General features: G+C 64.9%; 11 protein-coding genes. 5 read left to right on the top strand and 6 right to left on the bottom strand.

Annotated elements, in window-relative coordinates; all coding sequences use genetic code 11:
• Window positions 1–5 precede the first annotated feature (5 nt).
• Window positions 6–941 carry an ATP-binding protein gene (locus LFL96_RS02715; protein WP_280997741.1) on the top strand — a complete coding sequence of 312 codons (936 nt, stop codon included), beginning with the start codon at window positions 6–8 and terminating at the stop codon, window positions 939–941.
• A gap of 218 nt (window positions 942–1,159) precedes the next feature.
• Here the strand turns inward: LFL96_RS02715 and LFL96_RS02710 are convergent, their stop codons facing one another.
• Window positions 1,160–2,251 (bottom strand): sigma 54-interacting transcriptional regulator, encoded by a 1,092-nt coding sequence (locus tag LFL96_RS02710; protein WP_280997739.1) that lies wholly within the window; start codon window positions 2,249–2,251, stop codon window positions 1,160–1,162.
• Between the two features lie 292 nt (window positions 2,252–2,543).
• Here LFL96_RS02710 and LFL96_RS02705 point away from each other — a divergent pair, with 292 nt between their 5' ends.
• The 3 genes from LFL96_RS02705 (at window position 2,544) to LFL96_RS02695 (ending at window position 4,608) form a co-directional block, all read left to right on the top strand.
• Window positions 2,544–3,443, top strand: a complete 900-nt coding sequence (locus LFL96_RS02705; protein WP_175772881.1) for a LysR family transcriptional regulator — start codon at window positions 2,544–2,546, stop codon at window positions 3,441–3,443.
• A gap of 197 nt (window positions 3,444–3,640) precedes the next feature.
• Window positions 3,641–4,165: a DUF296 domain-containing protein gene (locus LFL96_RS02700; protein ID WP_280997737.1), complete on the top strand. Its 525-nt coding sequence runs from the start codon at window positions 3,641–3,643 to the stop codon at window positions 4,163–4,165.
• Complete coding sequence (locus LFL96_RS02695; RefSeq protein WP_280997735.1) at window positions 4,162–4,608, top strand: PPC domain-containing DNA-binding protein; 447 nt, start codon at window positions 4,162–4,164, stop codon at window positions 4,606–4,608. The genes LFL96_RS02700 and LFL96_RS02695 overlap by 4 nt, the downstream gene beginning before the upstream one ends.
• 83 nt (window positions 4,609–4,691) lie before the next feature.
• Here the strand turns inward: LFL96_RS02695 and LFL96_RS02690 are convergent, their stop codons facing one another.
• The 5 genes from LFL96_RS02690 to LFL96_RS02670 all read right to left on the bottom strand — a co-directional run bounded on the left by LFL96_RS02690 (window position 4,692) and on the right by LFL96_RS02670 (window position 12,108).
• Window positions 4,692–5,900, bottom strand: coding sequence for a PLP-dependent aminotransferase family protein (locus LFL96_RS02690; protein ID WP_280997733.1), 1,209 nt, complete (start codon window positions 5,898–5,900; stop codon window positions 4,692–4,694).
• 107 nt (window positions 5,901–6,007) lie between these two features.
• On the bottom strand, window positions 6,008–6,502 hold the full coding sequence (locus LFL96_RS02685) for an SRPBCC family protein (protein ID WP_175772878.1): 495 nt from the start codon (window positions 6,500–6,502) through the stop codon (window positions 6,008–6,010).
• A gap of 112 nt (window positions 6,503–6,614) precedes the next feature.
• Window positions 6,615–10,304, bottom strand: coding sequence for an amino acid adenylation domain-containing protein (locus LFL96_RS02680; RefSeq protein WP_280997729.1), 3,690 nt, complete (start codon window positions 10,302–10,304; stop codon window positions 6,615–6,617).
• Between the two features lie 10 nt (window positions 10,305–10,314).
• Window positions 10,315–11,241 (bottom strand): diiron oxygenase, encoded by a 927-nt coding sequence (locus LFL96_RS02675; protein ID WP_280997728.1) that lies wholly within the window; start codon window positions 11,239–11,241, stop codon window positions 10,315–10,317.
• Window positions 11,242–11,325: 84 nt separating this feature from the next.
• The gene (locus LFL96_RS02670) at window positions 11,326–12,108 is read right to left on the bottom strand and encodes a DUF3050 domain-containing protein (protein ID WP_175772875.1); all 783 of its coding nucleotides are present in this window, start codon (window positions 12,106–12,108) and stop codon (window positions 11,326–11,328) included.
• Window positions 12,109–12,749: 641 nt separating this feature from the next.
• Here LFL96_RS02670 and LFL96_RS02665 point away from each other — a divergent pair.
• Window positions 12,750–14,930: a site-specific recombinase gene (locus LFL96_RS02665; RefSeq protein ID WP_280997723.1), complete on the top strand. Its 2,181-nt coding sequence runs from the start codon at window positions 12,750–12,752 to the stop codon at window positions 14,928–14,930.
• Window positions 14,931–15,061 lie beyond the last annotated feature (131 nt).

The raw sequence follows: 15,061 nt of genomic DNA, 5'->3' as shown, positions 1-15,061 counted from the left end.
GCCCCATGGATATCGATACCGACAACTCGCTGGAACGGCACGTCGCCGGCCTGTTCAAACGGCTCGACCGGCTCGCCGCGCTGGCTGAGGCCGCGCTCGGCACGAGTGCCGGCGAGGAACCCGACTGGCGCCATGCGATCGCGTTTCGCTGGCAACGTGGCGCGGGCCCGTTCGGCGCCGCGCAATTGCACGCGATCACGGACCCTGCGTTGATTCCGTTCGACGAACTGTGCAACGTCGAGCGTCAGATGGATGTGATCCGGCAGAACACGCGTCAGTTCGTGATGGGCTATCCGGCCAACAACGTGCTGCTGACCGGCGCGCGCGGCACCGGCAAGTCGTCGCTGGTGAAGGCCTGTCTGCATGCATTCGCGCCCGAGGGTCTGCGGCTGATCGAAGTCGGCAAGGAATCGCTCGACGATCTGCCGGTGATTCTCGATCGCGTGCGGCATCGTCCGGAACGTTTCCTGATCTTCTGCGACGACCTCTCGTTCGAATCCGGCGAGACCGGCTACAAAGGGCTGAAGACCGTGCTCGACGGATCGGTGGCCGGTCATTCGAGCAACGTGCTGATTTACGCGACGTCGAATCGCCGTCACCTGCTCGCGGAAGATGCGCGCGACAACGAAGGCTATTCGGTCGCGGAGAACGGCGAGCTGCATCCGGGCGACGCGGTCGAGGAAAAGATTTCGCTGTCCGAGCGCTTCGGCATCTGGGTCACGTTCTATGCGTTTTCGCAGGACCAGTATCTGGAAGTGGTCGCGCAACGGCTCGGCATGCTCGGCTTCACGACGGCGCAGATCGAGGCCGCGCACCAGCCCGCGCTGCAATGGGCGCTGGCGCGCGGGGCACGCTCGGGTCGCATCGCCATGCAGTTCGCGCAGGATTACGCGGGGCGGCTTGCGTGTGCCGAGCGCGAGGTGTCGTCCGAGGTGCGGTGAAGTGCCGGAGAAACCGGCGCGCCCGGCGCGGCCTCGGCGGTGGCCGCGCGCGGGCGAGCCGGAAAGCGTCATGGTGGGGGCCGTGAGAGAGGGGGCATGGGAAAGGGACGTCCGCGAATCGACAAACAATACGCGGACGTCCCCATGCGCCAGGCCTTGCGTCAGGATTAAACGGGCTTAGCTTTGCGGACTCAACCACACCGGTTCAATCGCAGCACCTAACCGTGGTCGGCCATCAGCATGTCGCAACCCACGTCTCGCACGTGCGGAATGCGGAACTGCCTGAGCTTGCGATAAAGCGATGCGCGGCAGATACCCAACTCGCGTGAAGCGGCCGAAATATTCCAACGGCTCGCGGACAGCGCACGCAGAATGTTGTCGCGCTCGCTCGGCGGTGCGACCGCCGCACGCAATGCATCGCCATGGCCCGCGTGGCTGACATGACCGCCGTGACCACCGTGGCCGCCGTGACGAATGGCCTGCGCGGCGCCGGGCAACGCATCGTGCGACGCGGCATACGGATGCGGCGCGCTTTGCAATGCCGCGTGCAGGGTCGAGCGCAACGCCGCGCCCACTTTGATTCCCTTGCCGGTCAGCACGTTGGCCGGCAGATCGCCCGCGCGGATCAGATCGCCGCTCTTCACCGCGCACGCATACTGGATCGCCGCGCGCATCTGGCGCAGATTGCCGGGCCAGCGGCTGTGCAGCAGGATGTCGCGCGCTTCGCTATCGACGTTGGCATCGAGCGTCATGCCTGGTGCTTCCGCGTCGAGAATCGATTGCAGCAGCCACGCGCGGTCGTGCCGTTCGCGCACCGGCGGCAGATGCACGATCCCCACCGCGATCCGGTAATACAGATCCTCGCGGAACGTGCCGGCTTCGACATGCGACTCGATGTTCTGATGCGTCGCGCAGATCAACTGCAGATCGACGGCGATCGGTTCGGCGGAACCGATCGGCGTGACTTCACGCTCCGACAGCACGCGCAGCAAACGGGTCTGTTGCGCCGCGGGCATATCGCCGATTTCATCGAGGAATAACGTGCCGCGGTGGGCAAGCGCGACCTTGCCCTTCATGCCGGTCGACAAGGCGCCGGAAAATGCGCCACGCGTATAACCGAACAGTTCGCTCTCGATCAGGTTCTCGGGAATCGAACCGCAATTCACCGACACCATCGCGGCATGCCGGCGGTTGCTGTAGTCGTGCAGCGCGCGGGCAAGGTACTCCTTGCCGGTGCCGGTCTCGCCGAGAATCAGAATGGGAAGCTGCCTGTCGATCAACAGACGAGCGCGCGATAGCGTGGCAAGCATCGTAGGGTCGTCGCCACATAGTCGGCTAAGAGGAAGCCCGGATGAGCGAGATGAGTCTGCACGGGCGCGGTCCAACGGGTCGTGGGGGGCGGTCATGACATCTCTCTTTATCTGTCTGGTTGGCAGGATCGGCCCGGCTTGTGGCCAGGCGAATCGCAAAAGCTGCCAGCGGTTTGTCTCCGGAACCAAGCATAGTGCGATTCATTAATAGTCTCCAATACATTATGATGCGACGACTGATACCGATTAGGTATAAGTCGGAATCCTATTCGTGGACCGGGGGCCGCCAGGCATGGAATTGAGGCAGATACGCTATTTCGTCGTACTTGCGGAGACCCTGCACTTCGGGCGGGCCGCCGCGCTGCTGAATATTTCGCAGCCGCCGCTGTCGCGTCAGATCGCCTTGCTGGAAGAAGAGCTGGGCGTGGTGCTGCTGGATCGCAATCGACGCAGCGTGCGGCTCTCGGCGGCCGGGCAGCGTTTCTACCGCGACGCGAAAATGGTGATGGCGACCGTGGACCAGGCCCGCAGCCACGCGCGCGCCGCCGACCTCGGCGAAGAAGGCACGCTGCTGGCTGGCTTCATGTTCGCGGCGGCCTACAGCATCGTGCCGGTGCTGACCCGCGCGTATGCATCGGCCTTTCCCCGCGTCGAACTGAAGCTGAGCGAGAGCATTCCCACGCTGCTGGTGGCCGACATCCGCGCGGGCAAGGCGGACGTCGGCATCATGTATCCGTCGGATTCGGCGGTCGAACTGGAAACGCGCACGATCTTCACCGAGCAGTTGGTCGCCGTGCTGCCCGAAGGGCATCGGCTCGCCACCCGGGCCGCGATCTCGATCGCCGAGTTGCGCGACGAGTGGTTCATCATCTCGCCGCATGCGGCATCGCCGTTCATCTACAACACGATCGTCGAGCACTGCCGGCGCTCGGGGTTTTCTCCGCGAATCCGGCTCGAAACCAATTTCCAGCAGACCATCGTCAACCTCGTCGCGCAACGGCTCGGCGTCGCGCTCGTGCATAGCTCGATGCGCAGCACCCACGCGGACAACGTCCGCTTCATGCCGCTGCTGCACGCGCCTTATGTCGATGTCGCGCTAGTCTGGAGTCCCGATACGCTGAATCCGTGCGTCGCGCGGTTTGTCGATATCGCCGCGCAAATGGGGTTGGGCGGCACGCGGCCGGCCAGCTGACGCGACTACTTTCAGGCACGCCGCCGTGCGCCGCCCGTATGACACCTGTCGCAGCCCGCGCGACAGATGTCGCGTGATCCGCGACAGCGCATGGGGCGCTCAGCCCCGCCCCGCTTCGGGTCTGACGCGCCCGTCAAAATGGCATCGAAGTTGCTAATCCGGTGTGTCGCAAATCACCCATACAACTCATGACATCAATGACAGAAGCTTTTCGCCATCCGGGCGCGGCCGCTCACCCGCGGGTGCTTGCCACGGAAGTGCGGGAGCCGCGCGAACTGCGCGTCGAAATACCCAGCGGACGAAACGCCGGCACCGTTTTGCGCGAGCTGATGGCGCGCCATGGCTTTCGCGGCGCGACCGGACGGATCTGCAGCGGCACCGCGCGCGCGTTGCAGTACCACGTGGTCATAAAGGCCGCGCAAGGAGACCGCCCCTATATCTACGGCACCCCTACCCTGGAGCATGACGAAGTCGCGTTGCTGCACGGCGCGGTCACCATCGGACTCGACCGCGCGGGCAGCATCGCGCTGCATTGCCACGGCGCGTTCGTCGATCACGACGGACACCTGCACGGCGGTCACGTGATTCTCGATCGCCTCGAAGTGGGCCGCGAGCCGCTGGTGTTGCGGCTCTGCGCGTTCGAGCACGGCGGTTTCACGCAATACATCGACGAGGAGACGCGCTACACGCTCTTCGGCCCGACGGTGGAGGTGACGCCATGACATCGCCCATCAGTTCCCTGGAGGTCAAGCTCGAAACCGGCAGTTACGGGCGGACCGTGATTGCGCGGCTGAAGCCGAACGAAGATCTCGTCGAATCGCTCGAACATCTGTGCGTGCAATACGGGATCGGCCGGGCGGTAGTGCGCAGCGCGGTCGGCAGTCTGGTCGATGGGCATCTCGCGAGCGGCACCGATGCGTCGCTGATCACGCAGGTCGTCAAGGGGCCGGGCGTGGAGATCGTCGGCTTGTTCGGTGAAGTGGCGGTCGGGAAGGCGGATCAGCGTGAGGACGCAAGCGGCACGCGCGCGACCGAACTCACGGCGATCCTGTCGGGTACGGATAGCCAGGTGTTCGCCGGACGCGTGGTGCGTGGCATGAATCTGTCGTTCATCACCGTCGAGGTGACGTTGCAGGAATGGCTGGCCGACGGGAACGTCGTCTAGGAACCGATAGCGGGCGGCGTGCTGCCGCCCGCATTCCATCTATCCGTTCAGACAATTCGGGCAATTCGGGCAATTCAGCACGTTCACGACAGCCCCGATAACCGCGCCGTCACGAGTCGTCCCAACGTTTCGATACCGCGACGAATCTGCTCCGGCGTCGATGTCGTGAACGACAGCCGCAACGTGTTGTGCCGCGGCTCGACCGCATAGAACGCGGCGCCCGGCACGAACGCGACGCCGGCCTGCATTGCCGCGTCGAACAGATCGAGCGCATTCAGTTGCGGCGGCAGCGTGACCCAGAGGAACATGCCGCCTTCGGGCCGGGTCCACGTCACGCCGAGCGGCATGTGCAGACCAAGACTCGTCAGCATCACCTTGCATTGCTCGCGATAGCGCGCCCGCAGCGCGTGCAGATGCGGTTCGAGAAAACCTTCGGTGAACACCTGATGCGCGATCCGCTGCGTGAGCCCAGCCGTGTGCAGATCGCTTGCCTGCTTCGCCTGCACGAGTTTGATCATCAGCGCCTCGGGCGCGACGAGGTAGCCGACGCGCAAGCCGGGGGCGAGGATCTTCGAGAACGAGCCGAGGTAGACGACCGCATCGGGCGCCATCGAATGAATCGGCGGCAATGGACCGCCTTCGTAGACCAGTTCGCCATACGGATCGTCCTCGACCACCAGCAGGCCGGTTTCGAGCGCAAGCTGCGCCAGTTGCCGGCGCCGGTCGAGCGGCAGACGCCGTCCGGTCGGATTCTGAAAATTCGGTTGGGTGTACAGCAGGCGCGCGTCGTGCAATTGCGCCGGCGACAGCAGCTCGGGAATCAGACCGTCCGCGTCGCTCGCCAGTTGTTCGAAGCTCGGCTCGTATTGCGAAAACGCCTGCACCGCGCCGAGGTAGGTGGGCGTCTCGACCAGCACGCGGCTGCCCTGGTCGATCAGCACACGCGCCACCAGATCGAGCGCCTGTTGCGAGCCGGTGGTGATCAGCACCTGCGACGCGCGCACCGGCGAACCGTTGCGCGTGAAGCGTTCGGCGATCGCCTCGCGCAGCGGCGTGTAGCCTTCCGACGGACCATACTGCAGCGCACCGATCGCCTCGGCGTGCAGAATCCGCTGCGTGACTTCCGCGACGCGCGCGAGCGGCAACGCGTCGGGCGACGGCAGGCCACCGGCGAAAGAAATCATGTCCGGGCGCTCGGCCACCTTGAGCAGTTCCCTGAGCGCGGAATGCGTCATCTGTTGCGTGCGTCTCGCCAGCTTCCAGCGGCCGACAGGCGGAATGTATCTATCCATGGCTTCGAGATCGAGGATCGGTGGGGAAAAGCCGCCCGCGCGGGCAATGCCGCGCCAGGAGCGTGGACGGTCACGACATCGTGACCGCCTCGCAGCGTGTACTGCGCTTACGCGTTGTTGAACATCGCGCGCAGGTTGTCCATCGCCATCTTCAGGAAGTCGACCGCGAATTTGTCGAACGCGGGCTGGTCCTTCGGGTCGCCCGAACGGGCTTCGCCGGCGATCCGGTACGTCGCCGTGCAGGCGTTGTCGCCGCGCGCCACGACCTGCATCGACGCCCACATGTTGCCGATGTCGAAGGTCGTGTAGATCAGCGTCCACGTCATCGTCATGTTCTCGTCGTCGCGCGAATTCAGTTGCTCGACCACGAGGTCGCCGCCGGCGAAGAACTTGTTGCGCAGCGAGCGCAGGCCGGTCGCCGTGCCGGTCATCTCGATGCGTTCGAGACCGGTGACGAAACGGTTGTAGCCGTCGAAGCGGCCGACCGTGTCCCACACCTTGCGCGCCGGCGCGTTCAGATCGGCGACGCCCGCGTGGACGGTGGTGCCGAGGTTGCGGATCAGCGTGTCGGGGCGCAGTTCGATACGGACTTTCTGTTGCATGGTGCTCTCCTTGAGGATGGGGTGACGTCAGTAATAAGTGGTACTGCGGGGCTGCGGTGTGGCCGGCGCCGGCTTCGCGCCCGCGCCTGCCACGAGGGTTCACGATGGTGACTCAGGCGGACTGCTCGGCATCGTTCGACGCGACGCGTACCTCGGCGGGTTTCCTCTTCGCCGCGGCCGTCGAAGCCGTCGAAGCCGTCGAAGCGGCCGATGGCGGCGCGGGCAAGAACCCGCTCGTCACCAGGTAGCCGAAATGCGCGTCCAGCAACGCCTCGTCTTTCTCCGGATACGCCAGCCCAAGCCGGTCCAGCGTGGCGGCGCTCACGTGGTGCTCGATCCGCGCCATATCGCCGATGTCCTCCTGCGAGTCGTCGAGATAGAACGCCACCACGTCGAACAGCGCATTGGATTCGTCGATCGACATCAGACGATCGCGCCATGCAGCGGGGTCTTCGAGCGCGAGCTGATAACCGAGGCGCGACAACGTGCCGAGGTAGCCTTCCCACGTCAGCGGCTGCGGGTTCTGGAAATGGAAGACCTGTTGCTCGCGCTGCGGATCGATCGTGCAGAGCACGATCGCGCGGGCCAGGAAGTCGACCGGGCTGAAGTCGAACGCGGTGTCGCCAGCCGGCGCGAAACCGAGTTGCAGCGAGCCCTTCACGAGCAGCAGCACGCGGTTGCGATCCGGCAGACACAACCCGCTCCTCGCCACGCCGGTGATGTTGCCGGGCCGCAGAATCGTCGCTTCGACGCCGCGTTGCGCCGCTTCCCAGACCAGATGCTCGGACACCCACTTGGTGACGTTGTAGCCGTTGTTGACGAACGCCGGCGCGTCGAGCGAAGGGCCGTCCTCGATCAGCCTGCCGTCGCTGGCGGTCGCGCTGGCCGCCGAGAGCGTCGACACGAAATGCAGCGACTTGTTGCGCCGTTCGCAGGCAAGGCGCAGCAGTTCGAGCGTCGAGGCGACGTTCGCGCGATACAGAAACGGGTAGTCGTACACGTGATTGACGTGCGCGCCGTTGTGATAGATCGCGTCGATGCGCTCGGCCAGTTGCTGCCAGCTGTCCTTCGACAAACCCAGACGCTCCTCGGCGAGATCGCCGATCACGACCTTCAGGCGCGGATGACCGGCGAGCGCGGCGAGTCCGTTCGTGCGCAATGCCGCATCGAGCCGCGCGCGGCCTTCCTCCTCGTGCTTCGCGCGCACCAGGCACCAGACGATCGCGTCCGTCTGCACCAGCAGTTCGGCGGCGATGAAGCTACCGAGAAAGCCGTTCGCGCCCGTCAGCAGCACGTTGCCGAGCTTGCGCGGATCGGCGCGCAAGCCTTCCAGCGGACGGATCTCGTCCGGCAGACGCATGTCGGCGAACACGCGCGGCGGAATCCGGTCGCCCTTCTTGCGATCGCGGTCGGTGAGCAGCGACGCGAGCGCTTCGATGGTCGGCTTCTCCATGAAGCGCGCGAGCGGCGCATTGCCGGCCATCTGCCGCTTGACCGCCAGCATCAGACGCGACACCAGCAGCGAATGACCGCCGAGATCGAAGAACGAATCGTGACGGCCGATTTCCAGTTCGTCGATGTCGAGCAACGTGGCCCATAGCGCGCGCAACTGGCGCTCGGTCGCGTTGGCCGGTTCGCCGTCGCGCGCCGCGGCAGCCGCGCGTTGCGACGGAATGCGGCCGAGCGCGCCGCGATCGATCTTGCCGTTGTTGGTGGACGGCAATGCGTCGAGCTCGATCGCTTCGTGCGGCAGCATGTAATCCGGCAGCTTGACGGCGAGCGCGGCGCGCAGCGCGTCGGGCGTGACGGCCGTATCGCGCGGTTTGCTGACGAAGATGCGGATGCGCTTGCGATCGTCGACCACGCACGCGCACTGGCTGTACAACTGCGTGGCGAGCGCGGCGTTTTCGATCTCGCCGAGTTCGACGCGAAAGCCGCGGATCTTCACCTGCGCATCGCGCCGTCCGATGAAATGCAGCGCGCCCTGGCTATCCCATTGCACGATGTCGCCGGTGCGGTACAGCAGGCCGTCGCTTGCATCCGGCCACACGCCGTTCGCGCTCGCGTACGGGTCCGGCACGAAGCGTTCGCGGCTCAGATCGGCGCGGCGCAGATAGCCGTCGGCGACGCCCGCGCCCGCCACGCACAGCTCGCCCGCTTCGCCGGTGCGCACCGGCTGGCCGCTTTCGTCGAGCACATGGCAGCGCACGTTCGCGAGCGGCCTGCCGATCAGGCGATTGTTGTCGCCCGCCCGCAGCCTCGCGATCGTCACCAGCACCGTGCACTCCGCCGGTCCGAAGATGTTGTGGAACTGGCGCGTCGCACTGAAGCGCTCGATCGTTTCCGGGAAGCAGACGTCGCCCCCGGTCAGCAGATGCTTCAGGTCCGGCCATTCGGCGGGCGGCATCACCGCGAGCAAGGCGGGCGGCAGGAACGCATGCGTGAGATGCTGCTCCGCGATCAGACGGCTCAGATCGTCGAGCGCGTGACGCTGCTCTTCGGTCGGAATCACCAGCGTCGCGCCGGCCAGGAAGGTCGGGAAGATGTCGAGCAGCGACACGTCGAACGCGACCGTGCAGAACTGCAGCACGCGCGAGGGCGGCGTCAGTTCGATGTAGTCGCGATACCAGTGGCAGAAGTGCACGATGTTGCGATGCGTGAGCATCACGCCCTTCGGCACGCCGGTCGAGCCCGACGTGAAGATCGTGATCGCGCAGCGGCTCAAGCGTTGCGGATCGGCTTCGACGGGCCACGCGGCGCGCTGGATATCGATACCGTCGGCGTCCACGCGCGTCAGGCGCACGATGCGCACCGGCAGGTCGCCGAGCGAAGCGGCATCGAAGGCGTCGTCGGTGATCAGGCAGTCGGCGTGGGCCTGCTCCAGGATCATCCGCACGCGCTCCGCCGGAAACGACGGATCGAGCGGCAGATAGGCCGCGCCCGCGCCGATCGCGGCGAGAATCCCGACATACAGCAGCGACGACTTGCGCAGCCGCACCGCGATCACGCGCGGCGCGGGTTCCTCGTACGCCGCGCCCGCGAGCGGCGCCGGCGCGCCGGCCGCGAGTTGCGCGGCCAGTTTCATCGCCGCGCCGGCAAAGGTGCGGTAGTCCACCGTGCCATGTTCGTCGTGCAAGGCGATGGCGTCCGGTCGCGCGCGTGCGGTACGCGACACCATTTCGGGCAGCGAGGGATCGAGTTCGAACTGACGCGCGGTCTGATTGGTCGCGTGCCAGCCGGTCAGCGCGTGAACGTCGAGCGGCACGCAACCTTGTGCCGGCGTGTCGGCGACGATCGGCAACGCGCTGTCGTTCAACGCGTCGCGCCCGAGCAGGCTGACGATTTCGGTGAACAGGTCTTCGGCGGCGGCTTCGATTTCGGCCACCATGTCCGCGCCGCACAGCGTCGGCGTCAGTTCGATCTCGCGGCTGGCGATTTGCCGGACCGTGCCCGCGCCGGCCGGCGAGCGCCATTCCACCTGCACCGACACCGGCGGGAAGGTCGCGGACGTCGCGCGGAATTCGAGCATGCGCGCAGCGTCGCGGGCCGCCGGATACGACGCGTCGCCGGTCAGGTCGATCGACTCCAACGGGTCGCAGCGAATCAGCCACTCGACCGCGAGCGCGGCGGCCCGCGTCTGGCTGGGCTGAGCGTCGGCGATGCCGAGTATTTGCGCCATGTCGAGCAACGGTCCCGGCTGCGCGACCGTCGCCTGCACCTGATGACCGACGTCGTGCAGCAACGCGAGCAGGTTCGCAGCGAGCCGGTTATTGCCGCTGACGGCAAACGTTAGGGTTCTCATGCGCCGCTCCTCACAGGTACGCGGCAATCGCCGCGCACGTGGGTTCGTGTTCCAGCAGACCCGCCATCTTCAGAAACTTGCGGATGTTGACGATCATCGGATGCTTGCTGGTGATCGGATACGCGCCGACCATGTCGTTGGCGATCTGCTCGCGGCTCGCCTGCGGGAGATCGAGCGCGTCGATCAGACGGCGGTCGAATTCGAGCTGCAGTTCGTTGGTCAGATACTCCTTGAGGAAGTACGGCAGACCGAGACCGAGCGCGACGCGCGCGTCTTCGCCGATCTGTGCCCAGTAGAGCTTGACGAGGTTGATCCAGAACACCGAGTGACGGCCTTCGTCGGCCAGGTGATCGGCCATCACGCCTTTCACCGAACGCTTGAGCGTGGTGTCGCGCGAAAAGGCGGCGACCTCGGCGGTCACGGTGTTTTCGGAAATCGCCACGGCCAGCAGTTCCATGCCGGCGGCGTACTCAGCCGGCACATAGGCGATCGCTCGCGGAATCGCACGCGAGAGTTCGATCTCCGTGTTCTGCTGGATCGGTTTGATGCCGGTGTTGCGTTCCACCTGATCGAGATAGTCCATCGCGACGTACGCGTGGTAATGCTCGTCGATCACCACCGACATCGCGTCGCTCTTGCAGGGGAACGGAAACTCGAACGGAAAGCGATTCTTGGCGATCGCGAGCGCGGTCCGGTTGACGATCTCCGTTTCGAAGATGATCACGTCGTTGATGTACTTATAGAAGCTTTGCAGCAGGATGAAGTCCTGCACGGTCTGCCCCGCGTCGACGATCGTCGGGTGCGCGTACAGCGGCTGACGTTCGATCGGGTAGTAGCTGAGCGCGTCGTCTTCGACGACGCGCCGGGGACGCGAGCGGATCGTGGCGCGCTGCTCCCACTGATCCGCGTGACTGACATAACTCTGGAGTGACGTCATGGCCATTGCCTCAGAAGATTATTCGGAACGGACAACGCGGGCGCCCGGCAGCCATCCTGCCGCCGTGGGCGCCGGCGTCCCGCATCAAGCGGCGATCGCGTCTTTCTGGGCGATCAGATGCGCGTGCAGCCCGTCCCATAGACGCAGCCGTTCCTCGATCGCGGCCACGCCCGCTTCGAGCGCTTCGCGCAACTTGCGCTCGTCGCCGCCGGCAGCCTCGACGATCATCGCGCGCGCGGCGGGACCGTGTTCGCCCGAGTCCACTTCGATGTGACGATCGAGGTAATAGCTGAGCAGCGGCACGCTGTTGCGTTCGATCTGCCAGCCGGCGAGCAGCGTGCGGAACATGTCGGGAATCACGTTCTCGCGGCCGTAGAAGAAGTTGCCGAGCACTTGATGCGTCGCGCCCTCGTAGCAGGTCGCGAAGGTCGAGCTGACGAAACGGATCACCGGCGCGGGTGCTTCCACGGCGCTCAGTGCGCCATGCACGCTGGACCCTTTCGCCAGCAGCGCGATCAGACGATCGATGCGCTCGGTGCTGGCGCCGACGTCGCGCATCGCATGCAGATACAGATCGAAGTGGCTCATGTGGCCCTTCGGGGTTTCGTCGCATTCCTCGCCGAGCACGATCTCGTTGATCAGACGCGCGGCGTTCGCGTTGCGCGGCGCGAGCCACGGCAGCGTGATGGTCGTGAGATCCGCCTGCAGACGTTTGACGAGCGACATGAAGTCCCACACGGCAAACACGTGCCACTCCATGAAGGTGCGCAGACCCTGGAGGGTTTCGATCGAATGGAAGATGGGGTGATGGGCGAGCGCCGCATGTTGTTTTTCGAGTTGCGCTTCGAGTTTCTCAATGCTGTTCACGATTTTCGTCCTCAGTATGTTTCTCAGGTATCGATAAGGGGGAATACGACAGCGGGGGCCAGCCGTCATCGCGGAATGGATAAGGCAAATTCAATGCCAATGCCACGAGTCCGATTAATCGGCGATTTTTGTTTGAATCGATCGATTAAGTGAACAACTGGTATTCCAGGTGTCGTATTTTTATAAACACGTGTCGCAGGGCAGAAGCGGCGAATCAGGCATCCCAATATTTTGGCAATTCGAATAATCGATGACATTTATGCCTATGGCATTATTCGTTAATGCACGGAACGCCAGCCCGACGGGCTTTCATGCCCACCGACTTGAGTAACACCCAATGCAGAATCTGAAATATTCAGGCAGCATCAGAAAATGATGCATTTTGATTTAATCGGAAAGGAAGCGATATTTATATACCGACCGGCTGGTCGTTTATTAGATATTTTGACAATTCATTACAGGCGAAAAATAGGACCGTTCGAATCGGCCGGCTCTGCAATAACAGGCTTTTTGCGCAATCGATTTTAAGACCCGCATCGATTTGCAAAGAAGTGTGCGCTAACCTCCCGCGAGATTGCCCGGCGAAAGGAGTTGTGTTACGAACAGGGGGAAGCCCAACCACTCAACTCGACACCCCGAAGATGCTCACAGCCCTGACCCGCCTGATAAAAAAATGGCGAGCCTCCCGCGACGGCGGACACCAACTGGACGCACTGCTCGCGACAGCGAATCGGTCCGCCGCGTACGCGGAGCGCAGCGAATGGCTGATCGAACTTGCGCACTGGGTCCGCCGTGGCCGCGACGTTCGCGACGGCCGCGACGTAAAAAACAGCGCCGGCGATCTGGCCGAAGCCGCCGCGCCGGTAACGCCGCGCGCCCATCCGGCGCACACGCGAATCCGTCACCTGTTGAACGTGCTGGACCGTAACCCCGCATGGAAAGCGAACGTGGCCGGTATCCTGCGCGCGCTGCTGCGCGAAACCGATGGCCTGTCCCTGCTGTGCGATGCGGGCATGCCGGTTCACTCGGGTTTCTTCGGCGCGTTATTCGGCCGCCTCGAGGCCTCGCTGATTCCACCCGCGCCCAATAGCCGCGACCTGACCGCCATCGTCACGCTGATGTTCACCTCCGAGCGCGACGCCGAATGGATCGGCACGTTGCCCACGGATCTGCTCGTGCGCATTCGCGCGCTCTTCGACCACCACGAAGCCGACGATCCCCGCCATGAGCCGGAAGAAAAAAACCGTGCCGCCACCACGCCGTTTTCGCTAGACCTGCTGGCGGCCCTGCACAACCTGACCTGCCAGATCAGCTCGACGGGTCTGTCCCAAACCGTCCGCAGCCGCATCGGCGACGGCCATGAAAATAGCGACCGCGACGCCACCGACGTCCGCATCGCGATGGAAAAGCAACCGTTCTATCGCCTGACGCGCGCGATGCTCGCGGTCGAAGCCGCGCATCAATCCGTCGCCGACGGTGCACCGCAAGACAAGCTGCTTCACGAAGTGAACTACCTGCGGCTGCTGCTCGACGAATGCCGCCTCGCCACCGGCAAGGTCTTCTCGCACCTGTACCGCAACGGCGTCAGCGTCGACATCGTGTTCCAGGTCGAGCGCATGCGCATGCGCATCGTGCGCGCCGAGCATCTGCTGAATGCGTGGATGGCGCAGGACGACCCGCATGCCGGCGCACGCCTCACCGCCGAACTCGTGGACGCGAATCACGCGAGCCAGAGCGTCGCGCACCTGCTGCGCAGCAACTTCTCGCTGCTCGCGCGCAAGGTCGTCGAGTACAGCGCCGACACCGGCGAGCACTACATCGCCCGCGACCGCGCCGACTATCTGAAGATGCTGCGCATGGCGGCCGGCGGCGGACTCGTCACCGTGGTCACCGTGTGCGTGAAGTTCGCGATCACCGGCGCGCATCTGCACGCGATGTTCGAAGGCCTGCTGGCCGGCATCAACTACGCGGCCAGCTTCCTGCTGATGCACTTCCTGCACTTCTCGCTCGCCACCAAGCAACCCGCGATGACCGCGCCGACCCTCGCGCGCGAACTCGACGGCACGGGCACGCCGGCCGGCGTCGACAGTTTCGTGAGTTCGGTGACGGCCTTGATGCGCACCCAGGCGGCCGCCGTACTCGGCAACGTGCTGCTGGTGTTTCCCGTGTGCTTCGGTGTGCAACTGCTGTGGCACGCGACCTTCAACGCCAACATCATCTCCCCGGAAAAAGCCCACGCGACGCTGCACTCGTTCTCGCTGCTCGGCCCCACGCCTTTCTACGCCGCGCTGACCGGCGTGCTGCTGTGGTCGTCCAGTCTGCTCGCCGGCTGGGCGGACAACTGGTTCGTCCTGCATCGCGTCGCCGATGCGCTCGCCTACAACCGCCGGTTGCGCATGACGCTCGGCGCGGCCGGCGCCGCACGGCTCGCGAAGGCGTGCCGGTCGAACGTCGCGGGCGTGGTTGGCAATATCACGCTGGGTCTGATGCTCGGTCTCGTGCCCGCGATTCTCACCGCGTTCGCCTTCACCTTCGAAGTGCGTCACGTGACGCTCAGCGCGGGATCGATCGGCGTCGCGCTCGGCGTGCTCGGCAAGGACGCGCTGAAACTGCCGGAGCTGTGGTGGGCGGTCGCGGGCGTCGGCAGCATGGCGATCCTCAACGTGGCCGTCAGCTTCGCGCTCGCGTTCTACATGGCCGTGCGTTCGCGCGACTTGCGGCGCAATGCGGTGCGCTCGCTGCGCGGCGCGATCTGGCAGCGCGTGTTTCAGCATCCGCTGGAGCTGGTCTGGCCGTCGAAAACGGCGCGCGACAGCCAGTAAGCCGATCCACGGCGCCGGTCCCGCGTGCGCGCGGGCCGGCGCGCGGTCGGTGCGCCATCGGCTTAATCATGGGATGCGCACGGGGCGGCGCACCCCGACCGCGTACAATGGCGCCTTATCCAACGCCTTCC

The sequence above is a fragment of the Paraburkholderia sp. D15 genome, assembly GCF_029910215.1.
Lineage (GTDB): Bacteria > Pseudomonadota > Gammaproteobacteria > Burkholderiales > Burkholderiaceae > Paraburkholderia.
This window is presented reverse-complemented; position numbering and strand designations above follow the sequence as displayed.

Bases quoted from the DNA above. Each gene is read 5' to 3' on its own strand.
- LFL96_RS02715 (WP_280997741.1), top strand. From the start codon at position 6: ATGGATATCGATACCGACAACTCGCTGGAACGGCACGTCGCCGGCCTG.
- LFL96_RS02685 (WP_175772878.1), bottom strand. From the start codon at position 6,502: ATGCAACAGAAAGTCCGTATCGAACTGCGCCCCGACACGCTGATCCGC.
- LFL96_RS02700 (WP_280997737.1), top strand. From the start codon at position 3,641: ATGACAGAAGCTTTTCGCCATCCGGGCGCGGCCGCTCACCCGCGGGTG.
- LFL96_RS02690 (WP_280997733.1), bottom strand. From the start codon at position 5,900: ATGGATAGATACATTCCGCCTGTCGGCCGCTGGAAGCTGGCGAGACGC.
- LFL96_RS02665 (WP_280997723.1), top strand. From the start codon at position 12,750: ATGCTCACAGCCCTGACCCGCCTGATAAAAAAATGGCGAGCCTCCCGC.
- LFL96_RS02710 (WP_280997739.1), bottom strand. From the start codon at position 2,251: ATGCTTGCCACGCTATCGCGCGCTCGTCTGTTGATCGACAGGCAGCTT.
- LFL96_RS02695 (WP_280997735.1), top strand. From the start codon at position 4,162: ATGACATCGCCCATCAGTTCCCTGGAGGTCAAGCTCGAAACCGGCAGT.
- LFL96_RS02705 (WP_175772881.1), top strand. From the start codon at position 2,544: ATGGAATTGAGGCAGATACGCTATTTCGTCGTACTTGCGGAGACCCTG.
- LFL96_RS02680 (WP_280997729.1), bottom strand. From the start codon at position 10,304: ATGAGAACCCTAACGTTTGCCGTCAGCGGCAATAACCGGCTCGCTGCG.
- LFL96_RS02675 (WP_280997728.1), bottom strand. From the start codon at position 11,241: ATGACGTCACTCCAGAGTTATGTCAGTCACGCGGATCAGTGGGAGCAG.